The 14891-nt window shown below is 70.8% G+C and carries 16 protein-coding genes; 9 read left to right on the plus strand and 7 right to left on the minus strand.

Annotated features, from left to right (window positions below; all coding sequences use genetic code 11):
• Positions 1-23 precede the first annotated feature (23 nt).
• Both MKK52_RS11415 and MKK52_RS11420 read right to left on the minus strand, forming a co-directional pair.
• Positions 24-953, minus strand: coding sequence for an alpha/beta hydrolase (locus MKK52_RS11415; RefSeq protein WP_243953961.1), 930 nt, complete (start codon positions 951-953; stop codon positions 24-26).
• Between the two features lie 85 nt (positions 954-1038).
• Positions 1039-1983 (minus strand): lytic transglycosylase domain-containing protein, encoded by a 945-nt coding sequence (locus MKK52_RS11420; RefSeq protein ID WP_243953963.1) that lies wholly within the window; start codon positions 1981-1983, stop codon positions 1039-1041.
• Between the two features lie 112 nt (positions 1984-2095).
• Between MKK52_RS11420 and MKK52_RS11425 the strand changes: the two genes are divergently transcribed.
• The 5 genes from MKK52_RS11425 (at position 2096) to MKK52_RS11445 (ending at position 6711) form a co-directional block, all read left to right on the plus strand.
• Complete coding sequence (locus MKK52_RS11425; RefSeq protein WP_243953965.1) at positions 2096-3730, plus strand: ABC transporter ATP-binding protein; 1635 nt, start codon at positions 2096-2098, stop codon at positions 3728-3730.
• A gap of 3 nt (positions 3731-3733) precedes the next feature.
• Positions 3734-4954: a phosphopentomutase gene (locus tag MKK52_RS11430; protein WP_243953966.1), complete on the plus strand. Its 1221-nt coding sequence runs from the start codon at positions 3734-3736 to the stop codon at positions 4952-4954.
• 9 nt (positions 4955-4963) lie between these two features.
• Positions 4964-5152: a DUF1192 domain-containing protein gene (locus MKK52_RS11435; RefSeq protein ID WP_243953968.1), complete on the plus strand. Its 189-nt coding sequence runs from the start codon at positions 4964-4966 to the stop codon at positions 5150-5152.
• A 1-nt stretch (position 5153) separates the two neighbouring features.
• Positions 5154-6422 carry a leucine-rich repeat-containing protein kinase family protein gene (locus MKK52_RS11440; RefSeq protein WP_243953970.1) on the plus strand — a complete coding sequence of 423 codons (1269 nt, stop codon included), beginning with the start codon at positions 5154-5156 and terminating at the stop codon, positions 6420-6422.
• Positions 6423-6501: 79 nt separating this feature from the next.
• Positions 6502-6711 (plus strand): hypothetical protein, encoded by a 210-nt coding sequence (locus MKK52_RS11445; protein WP_243953972.1) that lies wholly within the window; start codon positions 6502-6504, stop codon positions 6709-6711.
• Between the two features lie 12 nt (positions 6712-6723).
• Here MKK52_RS11445 and MKK52_RS11450 read toward each other — a convergent pair whose 3' ends face one another.
• The 4 genes from MKK52_RS11450 to fliL are packed head-to-tail and all read right to left on the minus strand — an operon-like array spanning position 6724 to position 9894.
• Positions 6724-7602, minus strand: a complete 879-nt coding sequence (locus MKK52_RS11450) for a MotE family protein (RefSeq protein WP_243953974.1) — start codon at positions 7600-7602, stop codon at positions 6724-6726.
• Complete coding sequence (locus MKK52_RS11455; protein ID WP_243953976.1) at positions 7602-8111, minus strand: DUF6468 domain-containing protein; 510 nt, start codon at positions 8109-8111, stop codon at positions 7602-7604. Before MKK52_RS11455 ends, MKK52_RS11450 begins: the two co-directional genes overlap by 1 nt.
• Before the next feature lie 6 nt (positions 8112-8117).
• Positions 8118-9332, minus strand: a complete 1215-nt coding sequence (gene fliM, locus MKK52_RS11460; protein ID WP_279597774.1) for a flagellar motor switch protein FliM — start codon at positions 9330-9332, stop codon at positions 8118-8120.
• A gap of 7 nt (positions 9333-9339) precedes the next feature.
• Positions 9340-9894: a flagellar basal body-associated protein FliL gene (fliL, locus tag MKK52_RS11465; protein WP_243953979.1), complete on the minus strand. Its 555-nt coding sequence runs from the start codon at positions 9892-9894 to the stop codon at positions 9340-9342.
• 250 nt (positions 9895-10144) lie between these two features.
• On the opposite strand from fliL, the gene flgF reads away from it, so the two are divergent.
• The 4 genes from flgF to flgH are packed head-to-tail and all read left to right on the plus strand — an operon-like array spanning position 10145 to position 13574.
• Entirely contained in the window at positions 10145-10885 is a 741-nt protein-coding gene (gene flgF, locus MKK52_RS11470) for a flagellar basal-body rod protein FlgF (protein ID WP_243953980.1), read from the plus strand.
• An 11-nt stretch (positions 10886-10896) separates the two neighbouring features.
• A complete protein-coding gene (gene flgG, locus MKK52_RS11475; RefSeq protein WP_243953981.1) occupies positions 10897-11688 on the plus strand; it encodes a flagellar basal-body rod protein FlgG in 792 nt (263 codons plus the stop codon).
• A gap of 23 nt (positions 11689-11711) precedes the next feature.
• A complete protein-coding gene (gene flgA, locus MKK52_RS11480; RefSeq protein ID WP_243953982.1) occupies positions 11712-12803 on the plus strand; it encodes a flagellar basal body P-ring formation chaperone FlgA in 1092 nt (363 codons plus the stop codon).
• A 30-nt stretch (positions 12804-12833) separates the two neighbouring features.
• Positions 12834-13574 (plus strand): flagellar basal body L-ring protein FlgH, encoded by a 741-nt coding sequence (flgH, locus tag MKK52_RS11485; RefSeq protein ID WP_243953983.1) that lies wholly within the window; start codon positions 12834-12836, stop codon positions 13572-13574.
• A 12-nt stretch (positions 13575-13586) separates the two neighbouring features.
• On the opposite strand, the gene MKK52_RS11490 is transcribed toward flgH, so the two are convergent.
• The gene (locus MKK52_RS11490; RefSeq protein WP_243953984.1) at positions 13587-14888 is read right to left on the minus strand and encodes a Gfo/Idh/MocA family protein; all 1302 of its coding nucleotides are present in this window, start codon (positions 14886-14888) and stop codon (positions 13587-13589) included.
• Positions 14889-14891 lie beyond the last annotated feature (3 nt).

A 14891-nucleotide genomic window follows, 5' to 3' on the forward strand; every position in this document is an offset into this window, starting at 1 on the left:
GCGATCGACGCGATAATCTTTTGTTAGGGTTGAAGTTTTACGGCCCGGGCCGGATCGGTCATCGTATACTGCGTCCGCCCGGCCGCCTGCCGCATCAGGAACGACGACATCTCGGCCAATTCCGGCGCCTTCGAGCGGAAGGTGACGGAAAGGGCGAGCACCGTGTCCTTGTGGTCGAGGCCGCGATAGACCCGTTCCTGCACCGGAACGTTGGCGGCCCGCAGGCGCGCGGCCAGCGCCGCCGTGTGGCGCGGCTTGACGGTGGTGTCTTCGTCGCCCGTCGCGAGGAAGGTCGGCGGCGAGAGCGGGCCGGTGAAGGTCATTGGCTGGGTCTGGGCCAAGTCGGCGGCCTGCCCGAAGACCTTGCGGGTGGTGTCGGTGTCGAGGGGCAGGAAGTCGTAGGGACCGGACAGGCCGGCGACCGCGCGGATCACCTTCGGATCGACCCCGACGCCTTCGAGGTAGCGCGGGTCGAGGGCTAGCATCACCGCGTTGTAGGCGCCCGCCGAATGGCCGGCGAGGACGATCCGGCGCGGGTCGCCGCCATAGGTCGCGATGTTGTCGCGCACCCAGGCGATGGCGGCGGCGCCGTCGTTCAGGAAATCGGGGAAGCGTGCCTGCGGGTAGAGCCGGTAATCCGGCAGCACCGTCACGAAGCCCTGCGCGGCGAGCGCTTGGCCGACGAAGGCATAATCGTCCTTCGAGCCGCTGTCCCAGGAGCCGCCGTAGAAGAACACGAGGACCGGGGCGGATTCCGGCGCCGTCACGGGCACGTAGACGTCGAGCGTGTGGCGGGGGCCCTTGCCGAACTCCCTGTCCCGCGCCGCCAGCCGGCCGCCGGAATCGCGGGGGCCGATCGCGTCGAAAAGCGAGAGGGGGGATGCGTTGGAGAAGCCCAGGGCCGCGAGCCCCAGGCAGATCAGGCTGGCAAAGGCGGTGAGGAGTCGTGTCATATCCCGTCCGGTTGCGCCGTTCCCCGCGAAGAATCACCCGCCTCGGGGCAGATTGATGACGCAGGCGTGGCGCTGAGAAAATATTTCACGTCCGCAGCACGAAACAGGCGCCGCCCACGCGGCGGATCTTCCCGCACAGATTGTCCGCCGCCTGCCGCGTCTCGGCCGGGATCCGGATGCGGTAGAAGGCGCGCGTCCCCCGGTTGCGCAGGCGCGTGCCGATGATCATCGGGCGCACCTCGCCGATCACCCCGGCATAGGTGCTGCGCGCCCGCGAGAAGCTTTGCAGCGCCAGCGTCTTCGAGAAATTTCCCGCGAGCTGGATGCCCCAGGGCGCGGCCGGGCCCTCCGTGCCGCCCAGCGCGAAGCGGTCGCCACGGTTGGGCATCCGCAGGGCGGCGGTGACCTGCAGGCAGGTCTGCGGCTTCTCCGGCGCGGCCGTCGTGTCGGCGGGCTTCGGCGCCGGAGCGCCGCCCTCGGGGAACTCGATCTTGCCGCTCGATGGGGTGCGCCACTCCTCCGGCGGGCGGCCGGTGATGGACAGCACGTAGGCGCGGGTCTCGGCCGGAAGCCCGCCGCTGCCCGCTAGCCAGTTGCTCACCCGCGTCGGGCCGCCATTGTAGGCCGCCGCCGCGAGGCCGAGATTGCCGAATTGCCGCTTCAAGTCCGCGAGGAGATGCGCCGCGTGCGGGATGGCCTGTTCCGGGTCGAACGGATCGAGCAGCCCCCGCTCCTTCGCCGTGCCCGGCATGAATTGCGCGACGCCCTGCGCCCCAGCCGGGCTCACGACGCCGACGCGGAAGCTCGATTCCCGCCAGATCAGGCGGGTGAGGAAGGCCACGGGCAGATCCCGCGATTTCGCGGAGTCGTCGATCAGCCGGCAGAGCGCCTGCTCGACGGTCTCCGTCGCGCCCTCGGACGGGACGGCGGCCACGGGCAGGGCCGATCCCGGCAGGAGCAGGAGGGCCAAGCCGACACGGAGCGCCGGAGACACGGGGCGGGGCAGGGGAATCACGCTCTCCGACAGCATCCCGCGATCCGGGCGACGCCGCCGCAACTAGAGCCGGGATTCCCCCGATCAATGCAAGTCGGTCGCGGAGGCCGGCACTGTGACGCGGGAGCGTCCGCGCTATAAGGCCCCCATGCCGGATCCGCAGACGCCGCTCCTGTCCGTCGAGAACCTGTCGGTCGTCTTCCGTTCGCGGGACGGCGACACGAAGGCCGTCGACGGCATCGATTTCCACATCGCCCGGGGCGAGACCCTGGCGCTGGTGGGGGAGTCCGGCTCCGGCAAATCGGTCTCGGCGCTGGCGGTGCTGCGCCTCCTCGATCCGGCGGCGGTGCAGGGCGGGCGCATCCTGTTCAAGGGGCGCGACCTCGCCGCCCTGCCCGAGCGCGACATGCGCGAGGTGCGCGGCGCCGACATCACCATGGTCTTCCAGGAGCCCATGACCTCGCTGAACCCGCTCCACACGATCGAGCGGCAGATCGGCGAGGTGCTGGGCCTCCACACCCGTCTCACCGGCAAGGCGGCGAAGGCGCGGATCCTCGAACTGCTCGAACTCGTCGGCCTGCGGGATGCCGCGTCGCGGATGAGCGCCTATCCGCACGAGCTGTCCGGCGGCCAGCGCCAGCGGGTGATGATCGCCATGGCTCTCGCCTGCGAGCCCGACCTGTTGGTCGCCGACGAGCCGACCACCGCCCTCGACGTGACGGTCCAGGCGCAGATCCTCGCCCTCCTCGCCGACCTGCAGAAGAGGCTGGGCATGGCGATGCTGTTCATCACGCACGATCTCGGCATCGTGGAGCGCATCGCCGACCGGGTCTGCGTGATGCTCAAGGGGCGGATCGTGGAGGCGGGGGAGACCGGCGCGGTCTTCCGCGCCCCGCAGCACGAATACACGCAGCGCCTCATCGCCTCCGAGCCGAAGGGCCGGGCGAACCCCGTCCCGCCCAACGCGCCGATGCTCATGGAGGCGGGGCCGCTCAAGGTGTGGTTCCCGCTGAAATCCGGGTTCCTGCGGCGCATTGAGGGCTACGTGAAAGCGGTCGACGGCGTGTCCGTGAAGGTCCGCGCCGGGGAGACCGTGGGCGTGGTCGGCGAATCCGGATCCGGCAAGACGACGCTCGGTCTCGCGATCCTGCGGCTCACCGCCTCCGAGGGGCCGGTCGTGTTCCTCGGCCAGCGGATCGACGGCTATTCCGTGAGCCAGATGAGGCCCTTGCGGCGGGACATGCAAGTGGTCTTCCAGGATCCCTACGGCTCCCTCTCGCCGCGCATGTCGGTGGCCGACATCGTGGCCGAGGGGCTGGTGGTGCAAGGCGCCGTGCGCAACCGCGCCGAGCGACGCGCGGTGGTCGCGAAGGCGCTGCACGACGTCGGCCTTGATCCGGCGACCATGGACCGCTACCCGCACGAGTTCTCCGGCGGCCAGCGGCAGCGCATCGCCATCGCCCGCGCCATCGTGCTCGGGCCAAAATTCGTGGTGCTGGACGAGCCGACCTCCGCCCTCGACCGCTCCGTGCAGGCGCAGATCGTGACCCTGCTGCGGGACCTCCAGCGGGAGCGCGGCCTCGCCTACCTGTTCATCAGCCACGATCTGAAGGTGGTGCGCGCGCTCGCGAACCACGTGGTGGTGATGCAGAACGGGCAGGTGGTGGAGGAGGGCGCGGCCGAGGCGATCTTCGCCAACCCGCGCACGGAGTACACCCGCACCCTGTTCAAGGCCGCCTTCGCCCTCGACAGCGATGCGCCGACCGAGATGGAGCCCGCCTAGACCTTGGCGCGCGCCCTGCTCATCGTGCTCGACTCCGTCGGGATCGGCGGCGCCCCCGATGCCGCCGCCTATGGCGACACGGGCTCCGACACCCTCGGCCACATTGCGCAGGCCTGCGCGGCGGGGCGCGGCGACCGGCCGGGCCTGCGGGCCGGGCCGCTGCGGCTTCCCCATCTGGCCGCCCTCGGCCTCGGCCTCGCCGCGCGGGGCGCAACGGGCGCTGTGCCGCCGGGGCTCGCCCCCTCGGGCGAGCCGGAAGGGCTCTACGGCCACGGCGTCGAGACCGCCGCCGGGAAGGACACGCCCTCCGGCCATTGGGAGATCGCGGGCCTGCCCCTGCCGGAGCCCTGGGGCACCTTCCCCGATGCGAGGCCCGCCTTTCCGGCCGAACTGATCGACGCCCTCGTCACGCAGGGCGGCGTACCCGGCATCCTCGGCGATTGCCACGCCTCCGGCATCAGCATCGTCGAAGAGCTCGGCGCCGAGCATGTGCGGACCGGCAAGCCGATCTGCTACACCTCGGCCGACAGCGTGTTCCAGATCGCGGCGCACGAGGAGAGCTTCGGACTCGACCGGCTCTACGACCTCTGCCGCACGGCGCGGGCACTCTGCGATCCGTACCGGATCTGCCGGGTGATCGCCCGGCCCTTCGTAGGCTCGGCGGAGGCGGGCTTCCGCCGCACCGCCCACCGCAAGGACTTCGCCGTGACGCCCCCGGGCCCGACGCTCCTCGACCGGGCGGACGAAGCGGGCCGCGAGGTGGTGAGCGTCGGCAAGATCGGCGACATCTTCGCCCACCGCGCCACCGGCCGCGAGGTCAAGCCCGGCGCCAACGCCGCCTGCCTTGATGCCGGGCTCGTCGCCCTGCGGGACTTGGCCGAGGGCGGGCTCGTCTTCGTGAACCTCGTGGATTTCGACACCGAGCACGGCCACCGCCGGGACGTGCCGGGCTACGCCGCCGAACTCGAAGCCTTCGACGCCCGCGTGCCCGCGATCCGCGCCGCCCTTCGGCCGGGTGATGTGGCGATCATCACCGCCGACCACGGCAACGACCCGACTTGGACGGGTACCGACCACACCCGCGAACAGGTGCCGGTCCTCGCCTTCGGCCCCGGCCTCGCGGGCGGCGCCATCGGCCGGCGCGACAGCCTCTCCGACATTGCCGCCTCCCTCGCCCGCCATCTCGGCCTTCCAGCCGTCGGGGCGGGCAAGCCCTTCCTGTAGGAGCGTTTCATGTGGGACGACGACACGCCGCGCAAACCGCCGACGCACGAGATCGGCCAGCCCCTCGACACCCTCTCGCTGTCGGATCTCGATGAGCGGATCGCGCTGCTGCGCGCCGAGATCGCCCGCATCGAAGCGGTCCGGGCCGCCAAGGAGGCGGCGCAATCGTCGGCAGATTCCTTCTTCAAGCGGGGTTGAGATGGATCGCACGGCCACGTTGGCGGCCCTGCGCCGGGGCGACCTCGCGGACGCGCGGGAGGTCCGCCTTCCCGATGGGCTGACGGAGTTTCCGGCCGAACTGTTCGGGCTGGCCGACACGCTCGAAGTGCTCGATCTCGGGCGCGGCCGCTACGACCTGCCGGACGATATCGGCCGCTTCCGCGCCCTGCGGTCCCTGTTCTGCTCCGGCACGCCCTTCGCACGGCTGCCGCCGGCCCTCGGCGGCTGCGAGGCGCTGAGCCAGATGGGTTTTCGGAGTTGCGGCATCGCCGAGGTGCCGGCCGAAGCCCTGCCGCCGCAATTGCGCTGGCTGACCCTCACCGACAACCGCATCGCCACCCTGCCGGAGGAACTCGGGCGACGCCCACGCCTTCAGAAGCTGATGCTCTCAGGCAATGCCCTCGACCGCCTGCCGGAGGGTCTGGCCGGGCATCGGAACCTCGAACTCGTCCGCTTCGCCAGCAACCACTTCGAGGCTCTGCCGCCCTGGCTCGCCGCGATGCCGGCGCTGGCCTGGGTGTCCTATTCCGGCAACCCCGCCGAGCCGGCGAGCCTGCCCGCGGAGGCGCCCCTCGTCCCCTGGGCGGATCTCACCGTGGGGCCGCTCCTGGGGGAGGGCAGTTCCGGCTGGGTCCACCGCGCGACGTGGCACGGCGAGGTCGCGCTGAAGCTCTTCAAGGGCGCCATGGGCAGCGACGGCCTGCCCGAGCGGGAAGTCGCGGCCTGCCTCGCGGCGGGAGATCATCCGGCTGTGATCGGCGCCCTGGGCGGCGTCACCGGCCATCCGGAGGGGATACCGGGCTTGTTGCTGCGCCTCGTGCCGGCGGAATGGCCGGTGCTCGCCGGGCCGCCGAGCCTCGCGAGTTGCAGCCGCGACGTCTACGATCCGGCCCTCCGGCTCGGCGCGGACGCCGTGCGGCGGCTTGCAGGCGGCATCGCCTCGGCGCTGGCGCATCTGCACGGACGGCGGCTGATGCACGGGGACCTCTACGGCCACAACATCCTCTGGGATGGCCGCGACGGCGCGGCGGTTCTGGGCGATTTCGGCGCGGCCTCGACACTGCCCGAGGGCGAAGCCGGACGGGCCCTCGCCCGGATCGAGACCCGCGCCTTCGGCATTCTCCTCGACGAGCTTCTGGCCCTCTGCGCCGAGGCTTCCGACAGGCTGCGCGACCTCACGCGGGCCTGCACGCAGCCCGAGCCGGCCGCGCGGCCCGCCATGGCGGACGTCGCGGCGACCCTGCTGTGAAGGCGTCACGGGCTCATCCGGAAGGCTGGCCGAGCGAAAGGGACCGATGGCGGCGCGACGGACGATAGCGCTCTGGGGGATGTTCGGTGCGCTCGTCGCGACCGGCGGTCAGGCCCGCGCCCTCGAAGGGAGGACGGAACCCGTCGCCCCGGCAGCCAAGATCACGCTCGGGATGCTGAGCGTGAAGCCCCTTGGCGTCGATCGCCCCTGGGATCCGCGCATCTGCATCGGGTGCGAGCCCGTCCACGGCCCGGCGCAGGTTTGGCGCCCGCGGCACCGTCGCCGCTAGGCGCGCCGAACCCTACCGCGGGGGCGGGGCGTCGATGGCCGGCAATTCGCCCGGCGGCAGGGCGGGTCCACCGGCCTGGACCTGGATCGTCGTCCCCGTCCCACGGGCGCGGTTGGCCAGCGCCACGGTCAGGCGCTCGGCGGCCTCCGGCTGCATCACGGCCAGGATCTCGGCCATCTTGCGTGGGTTCATCGCCACCACGAGGGGCACGAGCACGTCGTGGCCGAGGCGGTCAAAGACCCGCGCGGCGTCCTTCGGCTTCATCGTCTCGTACATGGTGACGATGCTCTTGAGGCCCTGCTTCTCGGCCTCGTCCTTCGCCTTGGCGGCGGCATCGACCTTGTCCTCGGCCTTCTTAAGGTCGCCGATGCCGGTCTCGACCTTCTTCTCGGCGTCATCGAGCATCTTCTCGCGCAGGTCGAGTTCGTCGCTGCGCTGCTTGAGGGCGTTGCGGCGGGCGCCGAGCTTTTCGAGGAGCGCCTTCTCGCTGGGCGATGCCTGATCCTGCGTGGGCGCCGGCGCCTCGGGCGGCTCGGCGGCGGGCTTCGGCTCCTCCTTCTTCGGCTCGACGGAGCCGGTGGTCTCCGGGTCGGGGATCTCGTAGCCGGTGCGCGCCTTGGCGATGGCCCGCGCGAAGGCGGGCAGGCTCGCCTCCGGTATCCCGGCCTGCGAAAGCGTCAGCAGCTTCAGTACCAGCAGCGTCCCTGCCGCGATGGCGACGGCATCGATCAGGCGCAGCTTCAGCGGGCGCACCGGCTTCAGCCGCGAGCGCCGCAGGGCCGTCTGCGGCTTCGCCGCGACCTTGGCCGCGACCTTGGCGGCGACCTTGGTGCCGGCTTTCACCGGGACGGCCGGCTCCGGCGTGGTCTTGGTCGTGGGGCGCGGGCTCATCAGGCGGCGCGGGCACGGACGCGGGCGAGAGCCCGCTCGGTCATGGCGAGGGCGGCGGCGGCGGCGGCGCCCAGGCGCTCGCCGTTCGGGCCTTCCGCGACCGGGGTGGGACCGGGCCGGGCGGGCGCCTCGGCCTTCGGTTCGGCCCGCACCTCGACGGGGCGGGGGGCGGACGGCGCGTTGCGGGCGCCAGAGACGATGGCGGCGATGCGGCTCAGCACGGCCTCGCCCGCATCGACGCCGCCCGCCAGCGTCGCGGTGCAGGCCTGCGCCGCCTGGATACGGTCGGCGAGGGTGCGGTCGCACTCGTCCAGGGCGCTGCGCAGGCCGGTGATGGCGCGCTCGGCATTGTGGGTCGCGACCATCAGGTCACCGATGGTGGAGCGCAACGCCGACTCGTCGCCCTTCATCTGGCCGATCCGCCGGGACAGGCGCACGGAGGACACGATGGTGGCGGCCAGCAGCACGGCGACCAGCAGGTCGGCGAAGAGGGTGACGAAGAGACTCATGGCGGCCTACCCGTCCGTACGGTTGTTCATGGAGGCCTCGTAGGCCTGGAGCGTGGTGCGGGAGCGCCGCAGGGGGCGCGTCACCTGCACCGCGATGTTGCCGTCCACCCGGCCGATCCGCCCCTGAGTCAGGGCCCAGTCGCCGCAGCGCACGGTGACGAGGTCGGAGGGCTTGGCATCGAACATCAGCGTGTCGCCGACGCGCAGCCGCATCACCCGCTTCAGCGGCAGCATCATCTCGTGTAGCACCGCCTCCATGGCGACGTCCGCCTGCCAGATCTCGGTGGCGAGGTGGCCCTCCCACACCTGATCGCGGCCGAGCTTCTCGCCCATGAAGCTCTGGGTGAGAAGTTCGCGGATCGGCTCCAGCGTGGCGTAGGGGAACAGGATCTGCATCCGCCCGCCGCGCCCATCGACGTCGAGGCGCAGGCCGATGAGGATCGCCGCGTTGCCCGGCCGGGTGATCGTGGCGAAGCGCGGGTTGGTCTCGATCCGGTCGATGAGGAAGCTCACCGGCGAGAGCGGCTGGAAGGAGAGCTGCAGGTCCGCGAGGATGATCTCCACGAGGCGCCGCACCAGCGTCATCTCGATGGCGGTGAAGGGCCGCCCGTCGAGACGGCTCGACGAGCCGCCGCGCTTGCCGCCGAGCAGCAGGTCGAAGGTCGCGTAGGCGAGGTTGGTGTCGACGGTGACGAGGCCGGAATTCTCCCACGGGTCGGCTTTGAACACGCCGAGCAGGGTCGGCAGCGGGATGGCGTTCACGTAGTCGCCGAACCGCACCGACGTGATGTTGTCGAGCGTCACCTCGACGTTGTCTTGGAACAGGTTGCGCAGGGAGGTCGACAGCAACCGGATCATCCGGTCGAAGACGATCTCCAGCATCGGCAGGCGTTCGTACTGGACGACTCCCGAATCGACGATGGCGCGCACGCCCCCGGCCCCGGAGGCCGAGAGTTCGCGCATGGAGAAGCCCAGGACGCCGTCGATCTCTTCCTGGTTCAGGATGCGATCGTTGCCGGCGAGTTCGGGGAGGTTGTCGCTCTCCCCGTCCTCGATCATCGTCGCCCATTCGGCGGCGACGTCGCTGGCGTTGCGGGTGGTGCCCTGTTCGGCGAGGGCCGCGCCCCATTCCTCGGCGAGCGACGCGTCGCCGCCCTCGGCGCCCTGCTCAAGCAGCGCGGCCGACCAATCGTCCTCCTCGACCTGATCCTCCGGTTCCATCACCGCCTCACTGGATGATCAGATCCTTGAACAGAACCGCGTCGACCTTGGCCGGGTACACGGCGACGTTCACGCGCTTCAGAAGCTCCTCGCGCAGGCGATAGACGCCCACCGACCCGGCGAGGTCGCTGGCGCGGATCTCGCGCATGTACATCTGGAGCGTGTCCTCGATGCGCGGAGCGAGGGACTTCACCTCCTCTTCCAGCTTGGGATCCTTCATCTCCAAGCTCACGCGCAGCTTGGCGAACTTGCCCTTGTCCTGGCCGGCATCGGGGCTGAGGTTGATGATCATCTCGCGCAGCTCGATGAAGGCGATCTGCTTCTTCGCCTCGGCACCGCCGCCGCCGTGGCCGCCGCCGCCGTGCGAGGAGGCCTGCGCGGCGGTGTCGCCTGCCTTAGCCTCGCTGCTTCCGCCCTTCATCAGGAAGAAGCCAGCACCGCCGCCCACCACCACGAGCAGCGCGGCGGCCGCGATGATGATGAGCTTCTTCTTGCTCTTCGGGGCCGCGTCGGCGCCGCCTTCACCCGGTTCGGCGCTCGCCTTCTTGGGCTTCTTGGCCATGGGGCCGTCACTCGCGAAGCTGAATGGAGGATCGTCCCGGTCAGGTATCGGCAGATGCGGTTAACGCGCCGTTAAGGAGGCAATTTCTGCCGGGCCGGCTTTGCCGCCAGGACTGTTCATCATGCCGGTCCACCACGAACCGTGCTGAACAAGTGGTTGCGTTGACTGATCAAATTGCCCCGGCCAGGTCTGGCACGGGAGGTGCTGATTGTCCTGTCGCCCCGGTCGTTCGTGGGCGCCAGAGTTCACGATGCAGAATGCCCTCTTCGTCGGCGTGTCGAGCCAGGTCGCGCTTCAGCGCGAGCTCGACGTGATCGCCAACAACATGGCGAACGTCTCGACCACCGGCTTCAAGGGCCGCAGCACCCGCTTTCAGGAATACCTGATGCCGACGGCGCGGGCGGACAGCTTCACGCCGTCCGACCGGCGCATCTCCTACGTGATCGACCAGGGTACGACCCTCAACGTCGAACAGGGCCCGGTGGAGCAGACCGGCAACCCCCTCGACATCGCCGTGAAGGGCAACGCCTTCATTGCGGTGCAGACCCCCGCCGGCGAGCGCTACACCCGCAACGGCGCCCTCTCGGTCAACGCCCAGGGCCAGCTCGTGACGAGCGACGGCTTCGCGGTGGCGGGCGAGGGCGGGCCGATCGCCGTCAACGCGCAGGAGACGGGCCTCTCGATCGGCACGGACGGAACGGTCTCCACCAATCTCGGCATCCGGGGCCGGATCAAGCTCGTGACCTTCGCCAACCCCGGCAACCTCGTGAACGAGGGGGCGAACCTCTACTCGTCCACCGCCCCGGCCCGGCCCGCCGGCCTCGACGGGCGGCTCGAATCCGGCGCGCTGGAGCGCTCCAACGTCAGCCCCGTCCTCGAAATGACCCGGCTGATGGACGTGAACCGCTCCTACGCCCTCGTGACCAGCATGATCTCGCGCATGGACGAGCTTCGCGGCTCGGCCATCTCCAAGCTCGCCAACGTGGCCTGAGGTAGCATCCGATGCGCGCGCTTTACTCTGCCGCCACCGGCATGGCGGCCCAGGAACTCAACGTCCAGGTCATCTCCAACAACATCGCGAACCTGCGCACCACCGGCTACAAGCGCCAGCAGGTGCACTTCCAGGACCTGCTCTACCAGAACATCCGCCGGGCCGGCTCCTCGACCTCCGAGCAGAACACCCAGCTCCCCGCCGGCCTCGCCCTCGGCTCGGGCGTAAAGACCACCTCGACCGCCCGGGTGATGTCGCAGGGCACGCTCAGCTCCACGGAGAAGGATTACGACGTCGCGATCCGCGGGGAGGGCTTCTTCCGCGTCACCCTGCCGGACGGCCGCACCGCCTACAGCCGTGACGGCTCCTTCGACCTGTCGGCCTCGGGCCAGCTCGTCACCCGCGACGGCTACCTCGTGGACCCGGCGATCACGGTGCCGAACACCGCGACCTCGGTGACGATCAGCGCGACCGGCGCCGTGCAGGCGACCCTGCCGGGTCAGACCGCGCCGCAGGCTTTGGGGCAGTTCCAGCTGTCGCGTTTCGTCAACAAGGTCGGCCTCGAATCCATCGGCGACAACCTGTTCGTCGAGACCGCCGCCTCCGGCCCCGCGATCAGCGGACTGCCCGGCGCGGACGGCTTCGGCAACCTGCAGCAGAGCTATCTCGAAGAGGCGAACGTCAACGCCGTCACCGAGATCTCGTCGCTGATCGCGGCGCAGCGCGCCTACGAGATGAACTCGAAGGTCGTGACCGCCGCCGACCAGATGCTCTCCACCACGTCCCAGATGTTCCGCGGCTGATGGCCGGCACGGGATCCTTCGCCATGATCGACCAGCACTTCGCCTCCCACGACGACCTCGCCGAGGTGGCCCTCAGCCCGATCGCGCAGCCGCGCCGGCCGCGCGCGCCCTTGCCCGCACCGGGCATGCTGATCCGCGCCGCCCTCGCCCTCGTCCTCTTCGTGATCCTCGGCGCCGTGGCGGTGCCGGCCATGGCCGAGACCGCCGCCCCACGCCTGCGCGGCGACGTCACCGCCAAGACCGACATCCTGACGCTCGGCGACCTCGTGGAGAACGTGCCGCCGGCGCTCGCCGACCGCCCGCTTTTCCGCGCCCCGGCCCTGGGCTCGACGGGCACGATCCAATCGCGCCGCATCATGGAGGCCGCCTCCGGCCTCGGCCTCGGCCCGGTAGAGACCGGCGGCCGGCTGCAGATCGCCGTGCAACGCGCCGCGCGCCGCGTCGGCCCCGCCGAGATCGAGGTGGCGCTGAAGCGCGGCCTGGAAACCGGCTTCGGTCTCGAAACCAGCCTGATGACGATCCGCCTCGACGGCGAGGCGCCGTCCATGCTCGCCCCCCTCGACCTCGCCGGGCAGGCCACCGCCATCGACATGGTCTACGACCAGCGCTCGCACCGGGTCTCGGCCCTGGTGAGCCTCGGCGACCGGCAGGCCTCACTGCGGGTCTCCGGCGTGGTCGTGGAAATGCGGGAGGTGGCGGTGCTCGCCCGCGGCCTCAACCGTGGCGAGCCGATCCGCGAGGGCGACCTCGTGCTGGAGAAGCGCCCGCGCGACGGCGTCGGCACCGACGTGCAGTCCAGCGTCACCGCCGCCCTCGGCGAAGTGGCGCAGCGCAGCCTGCCCGCCGGCTACGTCCTGCGCGAGGGCGACACCGCCAAGCCCGATCTCGTGGCGCGCGGCGAGACCGTGACCATCGTCTACTCGACCCCCGGCATCAGCCTGTCGATGCGCGGCCTCTCCAACGACGCCGGCCGGATGGGCGCCGTCGTGAACGTGGTTAACGTTGCCTCAAAGAAGGTGCTGCAGGCTACGGTCATCGGCCCCGGCCGCGTGTCCGTCGGCCCCGGCGGCGGCCCGCAGCTTCAGGCCAGCGCCGCCACGACAGCCCTGCGCTGATCATCCCTTCCGCGTCGAGGAGTTCCGCCGATGCGCCTGATCGCCCGTCTCACCACGCTCGCGCTGCCGCTGGCGCTCGGCGCCTGCAACACGGCCGACCGCCTCGCCAATATCGGCGCGACCCCGGCCCTGTCCGCGATCCAGGACCCGACGGCCCAGCCCGGCTACAAGCCGGTGCGGATGCCCATGCCCGATGTGCAGCCGGTCTCCTACGCGCCGAACTCCCTGTGGCGCACGGGCTCGCGGGCCTTCTTCAAGGATCAGCGCGCGGCGAAGGTCGGCGACCTTCTGACGGTTAACGTCGTCGTGACCGACAAGGCGAACATCAGCAACGAGACCAAGCGCTCCCGCGCCAACACCGAGAGCTTCGGCCTGCCGAACGCGGTGGGCCTGGAGAACACGACCGTCGGCAAGGCGGCGGGCGTCGGCGGCAGCGCGCTCCTCAGCGCGACCTCCGCCACCGCCAACGACGGCGCGGGCTCGGTCCAGCGCGCCGAGACGGTGACGACCAACGTCGCGGCCGTGGTCACGCAGGTGCTGCCGAACGGCAACCTCGTGGTCGAGGGCAAGCAGGAGATCCGCATCAACTTCGAGGTGCGCGAACTCGTCGTGGCCGGCGTGGTGCGGCCGGAGGACATCGCCGCCGACAACACCATCGATTCCACCAAGATCGCCGAATCCCGCATTGCCTATGGCGGACGCGGCCAGATCACCGACGTGCAGCAGCCGCGCTACGGTCAGCAGCTCGTGGACATCATCCTGCCGTTCTGAGGCCGGACCCGCCTAGCCCGCCTCCTCCGGCTCCGGTCCCCGCGTGGCGTCGACGCCGCTGCCCGTGCCGGGGAGGGGGCCGGTCTTCACCGGGGCTCCGGTGCGGGCCGATTCGTAGATCGCCTCCATCAGGATCTGGTCCTGAAGCCCCTCCTCGCCGGGGGTGCGCGGCTTCAGGTTCTCCTGGATGCAGCGGGAGAAGTGGTCGATCTCCAGGGCGAACTGGTTCTTGTGCGCCAGGATCTTCTCGTCCCGCGCCTCGTTCTTGCCCTCGGCCCGGCCGACGAACAGCCTCTGCCCGCGATAGGCGAAGGCGTTCTGCAGGTCGAAGGCCCCGGCCTGCGTATGCACCGTCAGCGCGCGGGACTCGTGCACCCCGTAGCTCGCGATGCACTGGGCGATCGTGCCGGAGGGGAAGCGCAGCGTGAAGGTGATCGTCTCCTCCACCTCCTTGAACTTCGGATCGTCGGGCGGCGAATAGGCGATGGCCTGCACCCACTCGGGCTCCTCGCCGAGCAGCGCCCGCGTGCCGTTGAGGCAATAGAGCCCGATATCGGGGAGCGCGCCGCCGCCCGAGAGGACCTTCTTCAGGCGCCATTGCTCGGGCAGGCCCGTGGTCTGGCCGTTGAACGCCTGGATCAGCCGTGCCTTGCCGAGGCTTCCGCCGCGCACCGCCTTGGTGAGCGCCCGGTTGAACGGCTCGTACTGGCAGCGGTAGGCGATCATCAGCTTCATGCCGGCCTTGGCGCAGGCCTCAATCATCTCCCGGCATTCGGGGGACGAGACCGCCATCGGCTTCTCGCAGAGGACATGCTTGCCCGCGCCGGACGCCGCCACGACGTTGTCCCGGTGCACGGCGTTCGGCGTCACGACGTAGACCGCCTGCACCTGCTTGTTCTGCTTGAGACGGTCCCACTCGTCGTAGCCGTAGACCGCGTCCTCGTGCAGGCCGTGCTGGCGGGCCACGAGCTTCGCCTTCTCCGGGCTTCCCGACATCAGCGCCACGAGGCGCGAGCGCTTCGTCTCGCCGAAGGCCGGCAGGATCTCATCGAGGGAGAGACGCCCAAGGCCGACCACGCAATAGCCGATCCGCTGCTCCGGCGGCTGCGGCGCCGGGCTCGGCGGGGGCGTCGGGTCGCCGGAGCCGCGCCAGTTCGGGAAGAGGACGCGGTTGCCCTGCACAGCGCCGGTATCGGCGGGAACGGACGGGCCGGGGGTCGCCGCCTGGGCGTTGACACCGCCCAGCGCCGCGCCGGCCAGGGCGCCGCCTGCCGCGAGGAGGCTGCGCCGGGAAAAGCGTTCGTCGTCCGCCATGGG

It is taken from the genome of Methylobacterium sp. J-067, from assembly GCF_022829465.1.
In the GTDB taxonomy this organism is placed as follows: domain Bacteria; phylum Pseudomonadota; class Alphaproteobacteria; order Rhizobiales; family Beijerinckiaceae; genus Methylobacterium; species Methylobacterium litchii.